This window comes from Streptomyces sp. BHT-5-2 (assembly GCF_019774615.1).
Lineage (GTDB): Bacteria > Actinomycetota > Actinomycetes > Streptomycetales > Streptomycetaceae > Streptomyces.
Window position 1 is genome coordinate 3,995,908 of the sequence record NZ_CP081496.1, and the last position, 14,684, is coordinate 4,010,591.

At 71.3% G+C, this 14,684-nt stretch carries 9 protein-coding genes; 2 read left to right on the plus strand and 7 right to left on the minus strand.

The genetic code is table 11. The features are described from left to right. The first annotated feature begins 217 nt into the window (after positions 1 to 217). Positions 218 to 2,899: a glycosyl hydrolase gene (locus tag K2224_RS17830; RefSeq protein WP_221907505.1), complete on the plus strand. Its 2,682-nt coding sequence runs from the start codon at positions 218 to 220 to the stop codon at positions 2,897 to 2,899. 74 nt (positions 2,900 to 2,973) lie between these two features. Here the strand turns inward: K2224_RS17830 and K2224_RS17835 are convergent, their stop codons facing one another. From K2224_RS17835 to K2224_RS17845, 3 genes are all read right to left on the minus strand, one after another. Further along, positions 2,974 to 3,936, minus strand: a complete 963-nt coding sequence (locus K2224_RS17835) for an LPXTG cell wall anchor domain-containing protein (protein ID WP_221907506.1) — start codon at positions 3,934 to 3,936, stop codon at positions 2,974 to 2,976. A gap of 313 nt (positions 3,937 to 4,249) precedes the next feature. Next, a complete protein-coding gene (locus tag K2224_RS17840; RefSeq protein WP_221907507.1) occupies positions 4,250 to 5,131 on the minus strand; it encodes a hypothetical protein in 882 nt (293 codons plus the stop codon). A gap of 264 nt (positions 5,132 to 5,395) precedes the next feature. Next, positions 5,396 to 7,096, minus strand: coding sequence for a DUF885 domain-containing protein (locus K2224_RS17845; protein ID WP_221907509.1), 1,701 nt, complete (start codon positions 7,094 to 7,096; stop codon positions 5,396 to 5,398). Positions 7,097 to 7,609: 513 nt separating this feature from the next. On the opposite strand from K2224_RS17845, the gene K2224_RS17850 reads away from it, so the two are divergent. Continuing rightward, positions 7,610 to 8,554, plus strand: a complete 945-nt coding sequence (locus K2224_RS17850) for a phosphotransferase enzyme family protein (protein ID WP_260692748.1) — start codon at positions 7,610 to 7,612, stop codon at positions 8,552 to 8,554. Between the two features lie 66 nt (positions 8,555 to 8,620). Here the strand turns inward: K2224_RS17850 and K2224_RS17855 are convergent, their stop codons facing one another. From K2224_RS17855 to K2224_RS17870, 4 genes are read right to left on the minus strand one after another with little or no spacing between them, the layout of a single operon-like run. After that, entirely contained in the window at positions 8,621 to 9,292 is a 672-nt protein-coding gene (locus K2224_RS17855) for an NAD(P)H-binding protein (RefSeq protein ID WP_221907511.1), read from the minus strand. Positions 9,293 to 9,294: 2 nt separating this feature from the next. After that, a complete protein-coding gene (locus tag K2224_RS17860) occupies positions 9,295 to 10,599 on the minus strand; it encodes an MFS transporter (protein ID WP_221907513.1) in 1,305 nt (434 codons plus the stop codon). 32 nt (positions 10,600 to 10,631) lie between these two features. Then, positions 10,632 to 11,408 carry a thioesterase II family protein gene (locus tag K2224_RS17865; protein ID WP_221907514.1) on the minus strand — a complete coding sequence of 259 codons (777 nt, stop codon included), beginning with the start codon at positions 11,406 to 11,408 and terminating at the stop codon, positions 10,632 to 10,634. 32 nt (positions 11,409 to 11,440) lie between these two features. Then, positions 11,441 to 14,233, minus strand: a complete 2,793-nt coding sequence (locus K2224_RS17870; protein ID WP_313904783.1) for an AAA family ATPase — start codon at positions 14,231 to 14,233, stop codon at positions 11,441 to 11,443. Between the last annotated feature and the right edge of the window lie 451 nt (positions 14,234 to 14,684).

The window sequence follows — 14,684 nt, forward strand, 5'->3', positions numbered from 1 at the left end:
GGGAACGCACCGCCACCGCACGAGAGCCCGCCCCGCGGGCCGGCGAACGACGGAACGCGTTCCCGCGCCGGAGGCCCCCGCGAACCTCCACCACCCCGATATGTGGTGGCACCCGGGAAACGCATCCCCCGCCCCCTTCCCCTAGCTGACGCGAGCACGCCAGGATCTGCGTCAACGGCCGAGCCGGACCCCGCGCTCGCCGTAGGGAGGAGAACGCATGATGCCCCACCGGCATCGACGGCGGCTCATGACCGGAGTCGTCGCCGTCGCTGCGTTGGGCCTGGTCGGCAGCCAGGCGTACGCAGCCGCAGGAACCACAGCGCCCAGGCCCTGGGGTGCCCACCACCAGGCCGACATCGGTCGGCAGCACAGCCGGCTGGTGCGCTCCGGGCACCCGATGACCGCTCTGAAACCGGGCGCCAGGCCCGGAGGTGACGACGACGGATCGGACGAGACGGAGAACTCGGCCGAGGCCACCGCCCAGTTCACCGAGGCCCGCACCGCCCCCGGTGTCGTCGCACCCGGCGCGTACGGGGCCGCGTGGCAGCAACTCCGGTCCATGGGCCACACCGCGGGCGACTGGGGCCACGTCACCAAGAAGGTGTACGACTCCGACGACCCGCGCTACCGGGACGTCAACTCCAACTCCAGCGGCGGTGCCGGCCACGTCACCGGCCGCATCACCGGAATCGCCGCCGACGACCAGGGCTACGTCTACGCCGGCGGCGCCAACGGCGGCGTCTTCCGGTCGCGTACCGGCAACGGCCACTGGCAGCCCATAGCCGACAAGCTGCCCTCGCTGTCCACCGGCACGCTCGCCCTCGACCACGCCCACCAACTCTGGTACGCCACCGGCGAGTCCAACACCGGCGCGACCGCCTTCGTCGGAACCGGCGTCTACGTCCTGAAGGACCCCCGGCACGGAACGTTCCAGCCGGGCGGCCGAGTGGGCGGTGCGGAGTTGGAGAGCACCGTCATCCACGCCCTGCGGTTCGCCGGGGACACGGTGTGGGCGGCGACCAGCCGCGGCGTGTGGTCGCACTCGGCCACCGAGCTGTCGGGGCCGTGGAAGCTGGAGTTCGCACCGAACCCGGCGTACCTCCCCGGTGGTTCGAAAGCGTCGGATCCCGCGGCTCCGTACAAGAACATCGCCAACGACATCGCGGTCGACCCCAAGGACCCGAGCAAGGTGCTGCTCGCCGTCGGGTGGCGCGGCGGCGACTCCTACAACGGCCTGTATGCCAAGCGCAACGACGGCTGGCAGCGGGTCGCGGGGCTCGGTGACCTGCCGTCGGACAGCACCGACGTCGGCAACATGACCTTCGCGGCCGCCGCCGACGGCTCCCGGCTGTACGCGATCGACCAGTCACCGACCCAGACGACCGCCAACCCGGACAGCGGTCTCAAGGGCGTCTACGTCGCCAAGTCCGGCTCGCCGTTCGGCCCCTGGACGCAGATCGCGGACTACCAGAAGCTGCGGGGATCCGGCTCGGCGTTGCAGACCGCGGGCTACATGCCGGGCGTCCAGTCCTGGTACAACCAGTTCCTCCAGGTCGACCCGGCCGATCCGGACCATGTCTACCTGGGGCTGGAGGAGGTCTTCGAGACCAAGAACGGCGGCACCAGCTGGACCGTACCGGGGCCGTACTGGAACTTCCCGTTCCCGTGCTGGAGCATCGACCCGAGCAAGCGGACCGGTGACTGCTCCCCGACCACGCACTCCGACCAGCACGCGGTAGCGGTCGGCAGCTACCACGGCAGGTCCTGGATCTACGTGGGCAACGACGGCGGCATCTACCGGCGTCCGCTGAAGGGCGCGGTCGACTCCGGCGGGCATGCCAAGGACTGGCAGTCACTCGCCGACGGCACCATCGACACCCTTCAGTACTACTCCGTCGGTGTGGGCAGGGACCGCACCTACGGAGGGGTCACGGTCACCGGCGGCCTCCAGGACAACGGCCAGTCGATCCTGCGCGGCCGCGACAGGGTCATGGGCTCCGACTTCGGCGGGGACGGCGCCGACACGATCACCGATCCGGCCAACGGCTGCAACACCGCCCAGGAGTACGTCTACCTGGACATGTGGGTCACCCAGGACTGCGGCGTCAACAACGGCGCCTGGTCCACCGACCCGACGAAGGCCACCGAGTACGAGATCGCCCCGCCGGACAAGGACCTCGCCGGCAAGGGAGCCCGCTTCATCGCACCGCTCGCCGCGGACGCCAAGGACCCCGACACCTGGATCGCCGGCGGCCGCCACGTGTGGGTACAGACCAAGGGCTACGCGATCCGCAGCGGCTCGGAGTGGAAGAGCGCCTACGACCTCGGCGACGGTCACCTGGCCACCGCGGTCGCCGCTTCGGGGGGCAGGGTCTACGTCGGCTGGTGCGGGCCGTGCGACAGCCAGGGCTTCACCCGCGGCATCGCGGTCGGCAATGCGGACGGCACCGGCTGGCACCAGCTCGACCTGCCGGTCTCCGGGGCGATCCCCAACCGGTACCTCTCCGGCTTCGAGGTCGACCCCGCGGATGCCGACCATGTCTACCTGGCCGTCAACGGATTCTCCCGGAAGTGGACCGAGGGCCCCGGTGCGGGCGTCGGCCACGTCTTCGAGTCGAAGGACGGTGGTGACCACTGGACGGACATCTCCGCCAACCTGCCCGACGTCCCGGCGAACACGGTGAAGCTGCTGCCGAACGGCGGACTGACCCTCGGCACCGACCTGGCCGTCTTCTACCGGGCACCCGGCGCCGGGCAGTGGCAGGTGCTCGGGCGCGGGCTGCCCACGACCGCGGTGATGGAACTGCGGCTCGGTCCGGACGATGAGCTGTACGCGGCCACACACGGCCGCGGTATCCGGTCGTTCGGCATCCGGAGCCTGGGGGCACGCAGGCACTGAGCACGATCGCGCTCGCCGGGCGGACGGCCGGTGCACACCCCTGCGGGGGCGCTCACCGGCCGTTCCGCTTCAGCTCAGTGGCGTCGGCGACGCTGTGTGAGGGCGAACACCACGGCACCGGCCAGCAGAAGTCCGGCGGCGGTCAGCACGATCGGGAGGTCGGCACCGCCCGTGGAGGCGAGGCGGGTCACCTTGGGGCTGCCGTCATCCGTGTCGGGCGACGCCGTGGGATCGGCGACCAGGCTGACCTCGGCCGCCGGCGCGGAGGTGCGGTGTGACGTGGCGGCGGTCACCCCGGCACCGGATGCCGACGGGATCGCTGTCGTCCCCGACTTGGGGAGGTTCGCCATGAACCGCTCGGTCGCGGTGATCCAGCCCTTGTCGGTGACGGGCCCCGCGCCACTCCAGATCACCACCCCGGGGACGAGCCGACGTGCCGTGTCGAGCTCATAGCTCCAGTGGTCGGCCGACAGGAACTGCCCGCTCCTGGGCGTCCCGTCGTGGTACTGCGGCCACAGGTAGGGGTAGACAGGCTTGCCGGGGGCGACGGCCCTGGCCTCCGCAAGGTCGTCGGCCAGCTTCGTCCGCCAGGCAGCACGGTTGTCGTCGAACGTGTAGAGGGTGGGGAAGAACGCGTCCACATGCCTGGCGAGTTGCCGGGCGAGCGGGTAGTAGCGCGATGCGGTGTTGCCCAGGACTCCGTAGAAGCCGATCGCCTTGCCGGGGACGGCTTCGTGCGCCCACTGGGCGAACGTCTCAAGCTTCTTCAGGCGCCGTTGGGCCGTGTCGGGAGCGCCGGTGAGGTAGAGGGACTCGAAGTCCAGCACGACGGGGCCCGGCTCGCTCGCATGCTTCCGGATCAGGTTCTTGTACGCGGCCTCGGGCGGCAGCGCCAACTCCTTCCCGGACCCCTTGCTCCCGCTCAGGGCCGCAACGTACCCCTCGTAGACGACGTTCGACCGGATCGCGCCGTAGTGGGCCAGATCGACGCCGCGGTAGGCGGTGTTGTCGTAGACGACGAAACGCCCACCTGCCACCGCTGCCGTCCTCGGGCCCTCATGGGAGGTGCCCGGTGCGGCAGCGGCGGGCCCCGCGAGCACGCCGGAGAGAAGCGCCAGAGCGACACCGCCGGCTGCGGCGGACACTGACCACGTGGCCTTGCGGTTGGGAATCGGCATGCGATGACGAGACGGGTTCATGAGCGCTACGGCCTCCGTGTGTTGACGACGGGGGCCTACGCTAGGTCGCGATTTTGACCGTTGGATGACGTCCTGTGCTGGGGGTTTGTGTTTTTGCGATTCTTTGCACGGCGTCGAAGGAGCTGGGTGCCGTACTGGGCGGACTCGCGGTCTACCAGTCCCGCGCGTTCTTCGCCAGTACACTCCTCAGGACGCGCCAGGAGAGGTCCGAGTACGTCTGGAACTGCTTCTTCTCGTGTGTGGCTTCGTCGATGTAGTCGAAGGCGTCCCGCGAATGCGAGTCGTCGAAAGCCACCGTCAGCTCGTCCTGGTTGAGGTAGACGTGGAAGCTGGCTCCGAAGTCGCCGGTGTCGTTGAGGAGTTCGGTGGGGTTGGGGCCGCCGTCCAGGGGACAGAACACCTTGTGCACGGCGTAGTTCTCCTTGGTCAGCCAGGCACACTGCCCCGGTGTGAGCGTGACCAGGCCGCGCTTTTCCGCGTCCCAGTCCAGGGCGGCGTAGGACATCACGTCGATCTGCCCGGCAAGGCAGTAGACGATGCCGGTGGTCTCGCCGTGCGAATGCATCGGCGAGTAGTGCTGCGCCGGCCAGATCTCCAGTACCACCGGTGATCCGTAGTCGCCCTCGTGTGTCACGTCGTACCCGTGCTCGGCGGCGAGGTCGTCGTAGTCGCCCTTGCCGGTGCAGGCCACGCGGATGTACGGCGGGTGGCTGGGGTCGCCGCCTTGCTTCGGGTCCGACTTGTTGATCAGGATCTGCCGGAGCAGCGGTTCGGCGGCCCCGGGCGCGGCCGGGGTCAGGAGCTGGCGGATGCCTTCGATCTCCCAGGCCGAGAACCGGATGTCCGCCGCCTTGCGCGCCAGGTCCATGACCGCGGGCGGCACCATGAGCTGACGCACGTACTCGTCGAACGACGACGCCTGGGTGATGACCAGCGAGGGGGCGATCTTCTCGGCGGCGAGCCGGAGTTGCCTCTCCTCGTCCTTCGAGATGTAGAACGGAGGGCCGGCGGGGGTGTTCTTCTGCTCGGTCATGCGGGCGACCCTTCCACCGCCCCCCGTACCCGGAAAGGGGGCACGCATGATCCGGCCATGCGCCGGTTCCGCCCGGTCCGGCTGCCCACGGGCGCGTCCAAGGGGGTGCGGCCGACGCCTGAACACGGCGCGCCACACCGTTCTCTCCCGTAGCGACGAAAAGCCCGCAGGAATGGCGTGGATACCCTTCCTGCCGGACTGCCCGGACCCGGTCCCGGTGCCGACTCAGCGGGCGGACACCGTAGGCGGGCCCGCCCCGGCCCGTTACAGCGACGCGAGATCGTGGGCCAGGTCGGCGAGACCGAGTGAGCCCTGGGCAAGCGCGGTCATGTGCCAGGTCCGCAGGTCGAAGCCGGTGCCGAGACGGCGGCGGGCGGCCTCACGGCCGTGCAGCCAGATGCGCTCTCCCAGTCGGTAGCCGATGGCCTGGCCGGGCCAGCCGAGGTAGCGGTCGATCTCGCTGCTGTGGCGGGTGGCGTCGGTGCCGCAGTGGGTGGCCATGAAGGCGGTGGCGAGGTCCGGGGTCCAGCGTTCGCCGGGATGGAAGCCGGAGCCGGCGGGGATGGCGAGTTCCAGATGCATGCCGATGTCGACGATCACGCGGATCGTCCGGAGCATCCGTTGGTCCAGGTAGCCGAGGCGGCGGGCGGGGTCGGTGAGGAAGCCGAGTTCATCCATCAGACGCTCGGCGTACAGCGCCCAGCCCTCCTTGTTGGCGCTGACCGCGCCGAGGGTGATCTGGTAGCGGCTGAGACGGTCGGCCGCGGCAGTCCACTGGGCGGTCTGGAGGTGATGCCCGGGTACGCCTTCGTGGTACCAGTTGCTGACAAGTCCCCAGGTGGGGAAGGTCTCTTGGCCCAGTGTGGGCAGGTAGGTACGGCCGGGCCGGCGGAAGTCGAGGCTGGGGCCGGTGTAGTAGGGGGCACCCGAACTGCCCGGGGGCGCGATTTTGGTCTCGACCTGGCGCAATGGACCGGAGATGTCGAAGTGGGTACCGTCGAGGGCGTCGATCGCCTCGTCCGTGATCTGCTGGAGCCAGACACGGATGTTCTCCGCTCCCGTGACTGCGTGGCCGTGCCGGTTCAGGTGGTCCATGGTCTCCCGGACGGTGGCGTCCGGGAGGACCCGGCCCGCCTCGGCCCGCATCTCGGCGACCGCACGGTGGAATTCCTCCCAGGCCCAGGCGTAGGTCTCGGCCGGGTCCAGATCCGTACCGTTGGCCCAGCGCGCCGAGCACAGGTAGCGCTCGCGCCCGACGGCGTCCGGGGTCCCGTCCGCAGCGGGCAGGTAGGTGGCGCGCAGCCAGTCGCTGAAGTCGGCCACCGCGGTCGTCGCCCGCTCCGCGGCGGACTCCAGCTCGGGTTTGAGTCGATCCGGAGCGGCGCCCACGAACGTGGTGAACCAGCTCGCGCCGCCGGTGCCCTGGCCGGTCCAGGCGGCGAGTTGCCCGACGGTGGCCCGGGCCTGGCGGGGCGCGGACAGCAGCCCGCGGGAGATGCCCTCGGTCAGGGTCGCCCGGTAGCCGTCGAGCGCGCCGGGCAGGTGGCGCAGCCGTCCGGCGACGGCCGCCCAGTTCTCGTCGGTGTCGGTGGGCATCAAGGTGAAGACGGCGCGCAGCTGGTGCAGGGGTGAGCTGACGTTGCGCAGCCGGCGGAAGTGGTCCCCCGCCTCGTGCAGGGCGAGTTCGGCGGTCAGCCGTTCCCGCAACAGCCGCGCGCAGTTCTGTTCGGCGGTGGTCTGTGACGGCACGCCGTTCTTCCCGCCGCCCCGCTCGGTGGCGTCGAGCAGGGAAAGGGTGTGCCGGGCCACTTCGGCGAGCGCCTCGAAACCCTCCGGCGACAGATCCGGTTGCCGGTCGTCCTCGGGGTGCAGACCGAGTCGCGTCGATGTCGCGGGATCCAGGGCGGCGACCTGTGCGACGTGGTCGTCGGCGATCCGGCGCGGGGTGCTCGGCTTCTCGGGCATGGTTCCATGCTGACGTGCCGTCATGAGTGCTGTCAGCCGGCGCCGTCGGCATTCGGCCGCCGGCCGGTCGTCCGCTTCGAGCCGGGTGGTCGCGGGAGCGTCTCGCGCGTCGGGCTCGTCGGCCGGTGAGCGGCTCGTCAGGTGCGCCGGGCCGTACCGGGGCCGGCAGGGTGAACGCCAGGTAGACCGAGGTGAGTTCCAGCAGTGCCCGGTCCGGGTCCGGTGCACGAACGGCCGACCGAAGGCGACGAAGCATCCCGTTACGGGAAATGCACCAGGAGTTGAACAGAAAGTGGACGGGCAGCAACACCCCACCCTCCCCCCTAACACCCCCCTCAACGGGGCACCCCCTAGGTGCGCAAGACGGCGGTGTTGCCCAAATGTTCCTCAATCAATTCCAGAACGGTGGGCCGCCCGGCGCGCCATGCGGCGACCCGGATATACAGTCCGCGAAACCCCATGAGTATGCACCGGGTCACCCGGCGAACACTTCGGCACGGCCGATGAGAACGGATGGACATGCCTGTTTTTGATCCGCTGCCCGCGGCACCTGCGGCGGAGGACCTGCCACTGCATCTGTGGGAAGACGCCGATTTCAGGGTGGTGCCGTGGCCGGCGGAAACCTGGAAAATCGGCTACAACTCGCACACCTGGCTGTTGGAACGCGACGGCGACCGTGCGGTGTTGAAAGCCGTACCGAAGGGATACGGCGTCAAGTTCGCCTCCGGTCTCCGGGCGGCGGAGATGGCGGAGCGGGCGGGCATACCCTCCGCGGCGCCGCGCCGCACCCGTGCCGGCGAGGTCGTCGCGGAACACGGCGACTGGTGCTGGGGCCTGTTGGAGTACCTGGAGGGTCGGCCGACCAACACCGACGATCCGGCCGAGCTGGCCATGGTGGGCGGCACGTTGGGCCGCATCCACGAGAGCCTGCGCGCGGTGCCCCCGCTGCCGGAGACGATGGTCTGGTCGCGGATGGAGTGGCTGCTCGAACCGCAGCCGTTCCTGGCGGACCTGGAATGGATCCAGCAGGCGATTCGCGAAGGCTTCGCCGCGCTGCCCGAAATCCTTTCGGACGGCATCATCCACTGTGATCCCCGGCTCACCGAGTTCCGGTTCGACGGCGCCAAGGTCGGGCTGCTCGACTGGGGCGAGGTGATGCACGGGCCGCATATGTTGGATGTCGCGACCACCTTGAGTTTCATGGACCCGGAAATCGATCCGACGCCGTTTCTGAAGGGCTACCTGGAAACGTCACCGGCCGGCGTCGAAGATTTCGCGCAGCTGCCGACCATGCTGAAGTTGCGGGCCGCCATTGAAGGGTGGATCTACGCCCGCCGGCGGCACTTCGACGTCGATCTCGGGCAGATCGGCGAGCACACGAACAGCACGCTGATAGACCGGGCCCGGGACAACATCGCGGCCGCCGACGCATTGCCGGCGGACCATTACCTGATCTGAGTCACCGCGAAAGCCGCCGGAGCGCCGTCCACACCGCGCCCGGCGGCTTTCGCCGTTCGCGGCTCCTCAGCCGGTTCGCAGCGCTGCAACGGCGTCACGAACCGGTACGTCCCCGGCGGAGACGGCAAGTGTCCCGCGCACCGCTACCGGGCCGGTCAGTATTTCGCAGACGGTCGTGGCCAGGTCGGCGCGGGCGATCCGTCCGTCCGGGCGGGGGTCGGTGCCGGTTCCCACCCGGATGCGGCCGGTCGCGGGGGCGTCGTCGAGGTTTCCGGGACGGAGCACACACCAGTCCAGATCGCGTGCGTGCAGGGCGCGTTCGGCCTTCTCCTTCTCCCGCAGGTAGGCCGGGAGCCGGTCGCCGAGTTCGGCCCGGGCCGCCGCGTCGGGCAGCAGCGCGCTCACCAGCACGTACCGGCGTACACCGGCCCGTTCGGCGGCCCCGGACAGCAGCTCGGCCGGGGAGGCCGTGGCGGTGGCCGCGCCCAGCGAGCCCGGGCCGGTGCCGGTGCCGGCGGCCAGGACGACGGCACCGGCACCGGCGAGGGCCTGCGACAGTCCGTCGCGCAGCCCGTCTCCGCCGGTGTCCAGCAGGACCGGCTCCACGCCCGCCGCCCGCAGCGGCTCCCGCTGCGCGGCCCTGTGGATCAGTCCGACCGGTGTGCACCCGTACGCCGGCAACGCCTCTGCCAGCCGGGCACCCAGGCCCGTGGTGATGCCCAGGACGACCACGCGCATCGTCAGCCCGCCTCTCCGGCGGTCCCGGAGAGGCCCGTTCCGGGTTCGCCGGACGCCCGGGTCCCCTCGGCCTCCTCGACCTCTTCGGGCTCCTCGGTCCGCTTGGGCAGGGTGAGCGCCAACGAGGCGGAGAGCACGGCGGCCACGGCGCCGGAGCCGAGGGAGGCGGCGGGGCCGGCCAGGTCCAGCAGGCGACCGCTCAGTGGCAGCATGGCGGCGGCGCCGGCGGTCGTCGCGGTGGCCAGCCATCCGAACGCCTCGGCGCGCCGGTGTTCCGGTGTCAGGTCGCCGATCCGGGAGTTGCTCGCGCCCAGGCTCGGCGAGACCACCGACCCCGTGACCATCATCGCGACGGCCAGCAGCCATAGGGGAGTTGCGTCGGCCGCCGGCGGGAGCAGCAGGGCCAGTACGCCGATGCCGACCGCCAGGCCGCCGATGCCCAGGGAGCTGTTGCGCTTCCCGCCACGGCCGACGGCCAGCAGTCCGCCGAGTGCGGAGCCCAGGGCGAAGAGCGCGATCAGCACACCGGCGATGCCCGGTGTCCCGCGGTCGCGGCCCCAGGCCACCACCGAGAGGTCCACCGAGAACAGTGCGGCCATCAGGAAGAACGGGACGAGGATGGCGCGTACGAAGACCTGGTCGCGCAGGAGCGAGCGCTGCTTGCCGTTCGTGCCGGGTTCGGCTCCGGTGGTGGCGGGGGGTTGGGCACGGTCCAGTGCGGCCGCGCGCAGTACCAGCCCGAAGAGCAGCGAGCCGCCGGCGGCGAGCACCGCGCAGACCACGACGGCCGCCGCGCCGCCGGAGAGGGTGACCACGCCGGCCGCCAGCAAGGGGCCGGCCATCGACACGATCTCGTAGCCGGTGGCCTCCAGCGTGAACAGCGACTCGCGGACGTCGCCCTTGGCCAGTCGGGGCCAGAGGGCCCGGGATATCTGGGAGATCGGGGGCAGGGTGAGTCCGGTGAAGAACGAGATCACCACCGCCGCGGGCCAGGCGCCGGCGGGGAGCAGCAGCGCCGCCAGGACCAAGGCGACGAGCCCCACGGCGTACCCGCCGCCGGTGACGAACAGCAGTGTGCTGGCCGAGTTGCGGTCGGCGACCCGCCCCCGGATCGGGCCGGCCACCGCCTGGCCGACGGCCATCGCGCCGGTGACCAGGCCGACGGTGGTGTAGCCGTCCGTCCAGCCGGCGATGAGGAAGGACAGCGCGACCGGCAGGCCGCTGAGGTGGATGCGGCCGATCAGCGACAGCGGGAGCAGCGTCTTCAGCCGTGGGATTTCGGACAGCGCGCGTAGCGAACTGGACATCTCTGACTCTCCTTGTGTGGTGCGTTCAGCCGTCAGGCGCGGGCCGCCTGCTGCACCATGTCGTCCAGTGCGCCCCTGATCAGGGCCAGAACGCGCGGGCGCTGCTGCTCGAAGAAGAAGTGACCGCCGGTTACCTCGTGCACCGTGCAGGCACCGGTGGTGTGCGCACGCCAGGCCGCGGCGTCGGCGGACGAGACGCGGGGGTCGGTGGTCCCGGTCAGCACGGTCAGCGGACAGGGGACCGCCGTGCCCGGTCGGGGCACATAGGACTCGGCCAGCCGGGAGTCGGCGCGCAGCGCGGGCAGGACGAGTTCCAGCAGGTCCGGGTCGCGCAGCAGGGCGGGGGCGGTGCCGCCCAGGAGGCGCATCTCCTCGATGATCTCGGCGGTGCTCGGCGCGCGCCCGCCGCGCGGCGGGCGGACCGAGGGGGCGCGACGGCCCGAGACGATCAGTCCGCGCAGCGGCCCGGCGGTGTCCCGCAGCGCCAGGGCGGTCTCGTACGCGATCAGGGAGCCGAGGCTGTGCCCGAAGAGCACCAGCGGGAGGGGCGGGCCGGCGCGCAGCACGTCCGTGACCGCGCCGATCATCGCGGTGAACTCCTCGACGGGCGCCTCCCGATGGCGTTCCTGCCGGCCCGGGTACTGCACGCACAGCAGCTCGCCCTGCTCAGGCACCGCAGCGCGCAGCCAGGGGTAGTATGCGGCGGAGCCGCCGGCGTGCGGGAAGCACACCATGCGGAACTCCGGCTCGGGGCACGTCCCGTAGCGCACGAGCCACTTGTCGATTCGGGGCGCGCTGGGTGGCGTCACCGGTTTCCCTTCCTTGCCTGCCGCGGTGCCGGTCACAGGACGTTCACCCGTGCTCCCAGTTCGGAACGGCGGCGGATCTTGAGCTTGCGGTAGATGCGCGTCAGGTGTTGTTCGACGGTGCTCGCCGTCACGTACAGTGCGCCGGCGATCTCCCGGTTGGTGTAGCCCTCGGCCGCCAGCCTGGCGACCTTTCCCTCGGCGAGGGTCAGCGCCGGTCCCCCGGCCGCCCAGGGGGCCTCGGCGGCGGCGCTCTTGTCCTGCGCCACGGGGGTTCGGACGGCCGGCTGTGCGGGGTCCGGGCGGCGGACGGCGGGGCCGGGCGAGGGGGTCTGGGTCTGCCGTGCGGCGAGGGCCCGGATCTCCGCCAGGGCCCGGACGCCACCGCATTCCCGGGCGAGCCGCTCCGCCCGGCGCAGCGTTCTGCGGCCGTAGTTGAGCTCGCCGGTGAGCTGGTAGGTCTGGGTCAGCACGCCGAGCGTGCGGGCGAGTTCGAGCGGGTCGCCGCAGCGTTCGAGCACCATCGCCGACTCCCGCAGCCCCGCCGCGCGCCGCCCCATCGGGGAGGCCATGGCCCGCAGTCGGAGCGCGATACCGCGGCTGCGCGCGTGGGGGGCCGGGAAGAGGTCGAGGTGTTCGTCGATCCGGACCCGGGCCTCCTCCCGTTCGCCGAGGAGCAGCAGGGTCTCGGCGAGGTCCAGGCGCCAGGGCACCAGGCCGGGCAGTTCCATTTTCCAGGACCGCAGGATGTCGCCGCAGCTGCGGAAGTCGTCGAGGGCGGCCCGCAGGCCACCGGTGGCCAGGTGGTGCCGGCCCCTGGCACGCAGGTAGACCAGTCCGTAGGGACTGCGCGCGTAGAACGCCGGCATGGGCCGGGACAGTTCCTTCTCGACCTCCTGGTGCCTGCCCTGTTCGGTCATGGCCAGGAGGTGCAGGCCGCGCGGAAGCCCGAGCATGATGCCCCACTTCGGGGCGTCCAGCAGTTCCAGCGCGGCTTCCACCGAACGCACCGTGCCGGCCGGGTCCCCTCGCGTCAGGTCGACGACGCCCTTGGCGACCGACAGCATCCCGGTCCACAGCGCGGGCACCGGTGTGCCCCCGGCCTCCACCGCGGCCTCGATGGACCAGAGTCCGTCGGCGTCCAGCCGTTCCGCGGCCAACAGCGAGAACAGGGCGACCTGCGCCGCTTCGAGGTCGGCGTGGTCGGGCCGGGCACGTTGCAGGATCTCTTCGGCGCGGCGCGTCACGGGTTCCTGTCCGCCGCCGGTGAGCAGCCCGGGCAGTTCGCTCGCGCTGGGCAGCCACGGGAATCCGCCGATGACCATCTCCGGGTTGAGTTCGCATCCGTCGCAGGCCGTGGCGTGCGGCATGCCGGGGAAGACGTGGCGGATCCAGAAGTCGGTGATGGCGAGTTCGATCCGGGTCTCGGGATCGCCGGGGCGGCCGGCCCTGGCCATCGCGAACACCTCGTCGGCCTCGTCGGCACGGCCCTGCCAGGCCAGGCGCCGGGCCAGCCGGGACAGCCAGCGCCCGGACAGGCAGCCCTCGCGGGCGCTGGACACAAGGGAGTTCAGCCGCCGGGAGACCAGGGTGGGGTCCACCCACCAGGTGATGTCCAGCAGCTTGGCGTGCACCTCGACCCGGGTGAGGTCGTCGGTGCAGCCGTCGGAGGCGAGTTTGAGCAGGGCGATGGCGTGCTGGTAGTCGTAGCGCCGGGCCGCCTGGTCCGCGGCCTCGCACAGGATGCCCACCGCCCAGGGCTGCGGTGCGGCCTCCGCGGCGAGCAGGTGCTGCGCGATGTGCTCGGCCGGTGCGCCGTCCTCGTAGAGCACCTCCGCGGCGCGCAGCCGCAACCGGCGGGTCGCCTGGTGGTCCATGGCGCCGGTCAGCACGTCGCGGACGCGGGGGTGCAGCACCCGCCCCGGGGAGAGCACGCCGCCGGCGGTCAGTCCGTCCAGTACGTGGTGCAGGTCGCGGGGCGCCAGTTCGACGACGCGGGCCAGCCGGTCCTGGGTGCAGGACGGGCCCAGGACGGCCGCCGCTTCCGCGACGTCGGTGAGGGCCGGGCAGTTCGAGGGGCGCAGGCGGGTCAGGACGGTCTGCGCGAAGGAGCAGCCGTAGACCGGTTCGTCCCGGTCCTCTGCTCCCGTGGCCACGGCGTCGTCCAGCAGGGCCTGGAGGAGCAGCGGGTTGCCGCCCGTGACGGCGAGCAGTTCGTCGACCAGGCCGACCGCGGGGTCCCGGTCGAGCCGGTTGCGGACCAGTGCCACCACGCCCGCGCGGGTCAGCGGCCCGAAGGTGAACGAGCGCCGGCGGGAACGGGGGTAGAGGGGGACGCTGTGCCGGGAGTCGTGGGAGCCGGCGGACCGTCGGAAGTCGGAGACCAGTATGTGTACCGGCGCGGAGTCGAGGTGCCGGCCCAGTTCCCGCAGGAAGTTCGTGGAGTCCGGGTCCGCGAGATGGGCGTCGTCCACGACCAGCAGCAGCGGCTCGGCCGAGGCCAGGGCGACGAGGTGCTGGGCGAGTTCGGTGGGGGCGGTCGGCGGCTCGGTGGCCGTGGCGTCGCGCAGCGCGTCCCGCACCGCTCCCACCACGTCGACCGCGGCCGGAACTTCGAGCTCCGGGCCGCCGACGGCCAGGACCTTCCAGCCCTGTGTCCGGGCGCGCGCCGAAGCCGCTTGGAGCAGGGCGGACTTGCCGCAGCCGACCGGCGCGCTGACGGCGAGGAACTCGCCTCGCCCCGCCGTGTTCGGCCCTATGCGTTCAGCGAGCTCGCTCAACTGTGCTTCCCGCTCGACTAAGTACATTCCGCCTCCTGCGATGGGCATCGCCCAGTTCCCGTACGGCTCGGGCGCACTCCGTGGGGAAGTCGCATTCGGAGGACCACGTTGTCGTCAGAACCCGACTCTGCGACCGGTGGGGGTCGCGGTGTGTGCATGTGCAACAGCCATGCTCGGACGACTTCCACTCGGCGCCGAGCAACTCGTTACGGCATCCGACCACAGTCCGCCCGATTCGCTCAAGATTGGTCAGGCGATCCTGACCTACACCAGTCATTCCTACAGTCATCGCTACAGTCATCGCTACGGTCGCCGGCCGCGCGTAAGGCATCCGTAACCCGTCACGATCGCGTTCCCCCACTTCACAGCCCTCATCAAGCCACGCGGCAACGCTTTCCAGCCGACCGCTTGACTGCTGCTCCCTCATGGATCACGTGCTCACCACCCGTCCCGCAAAGGCAGCCGTCGGATTCCGGATACCCGCCCGGCGCGGCGCGCC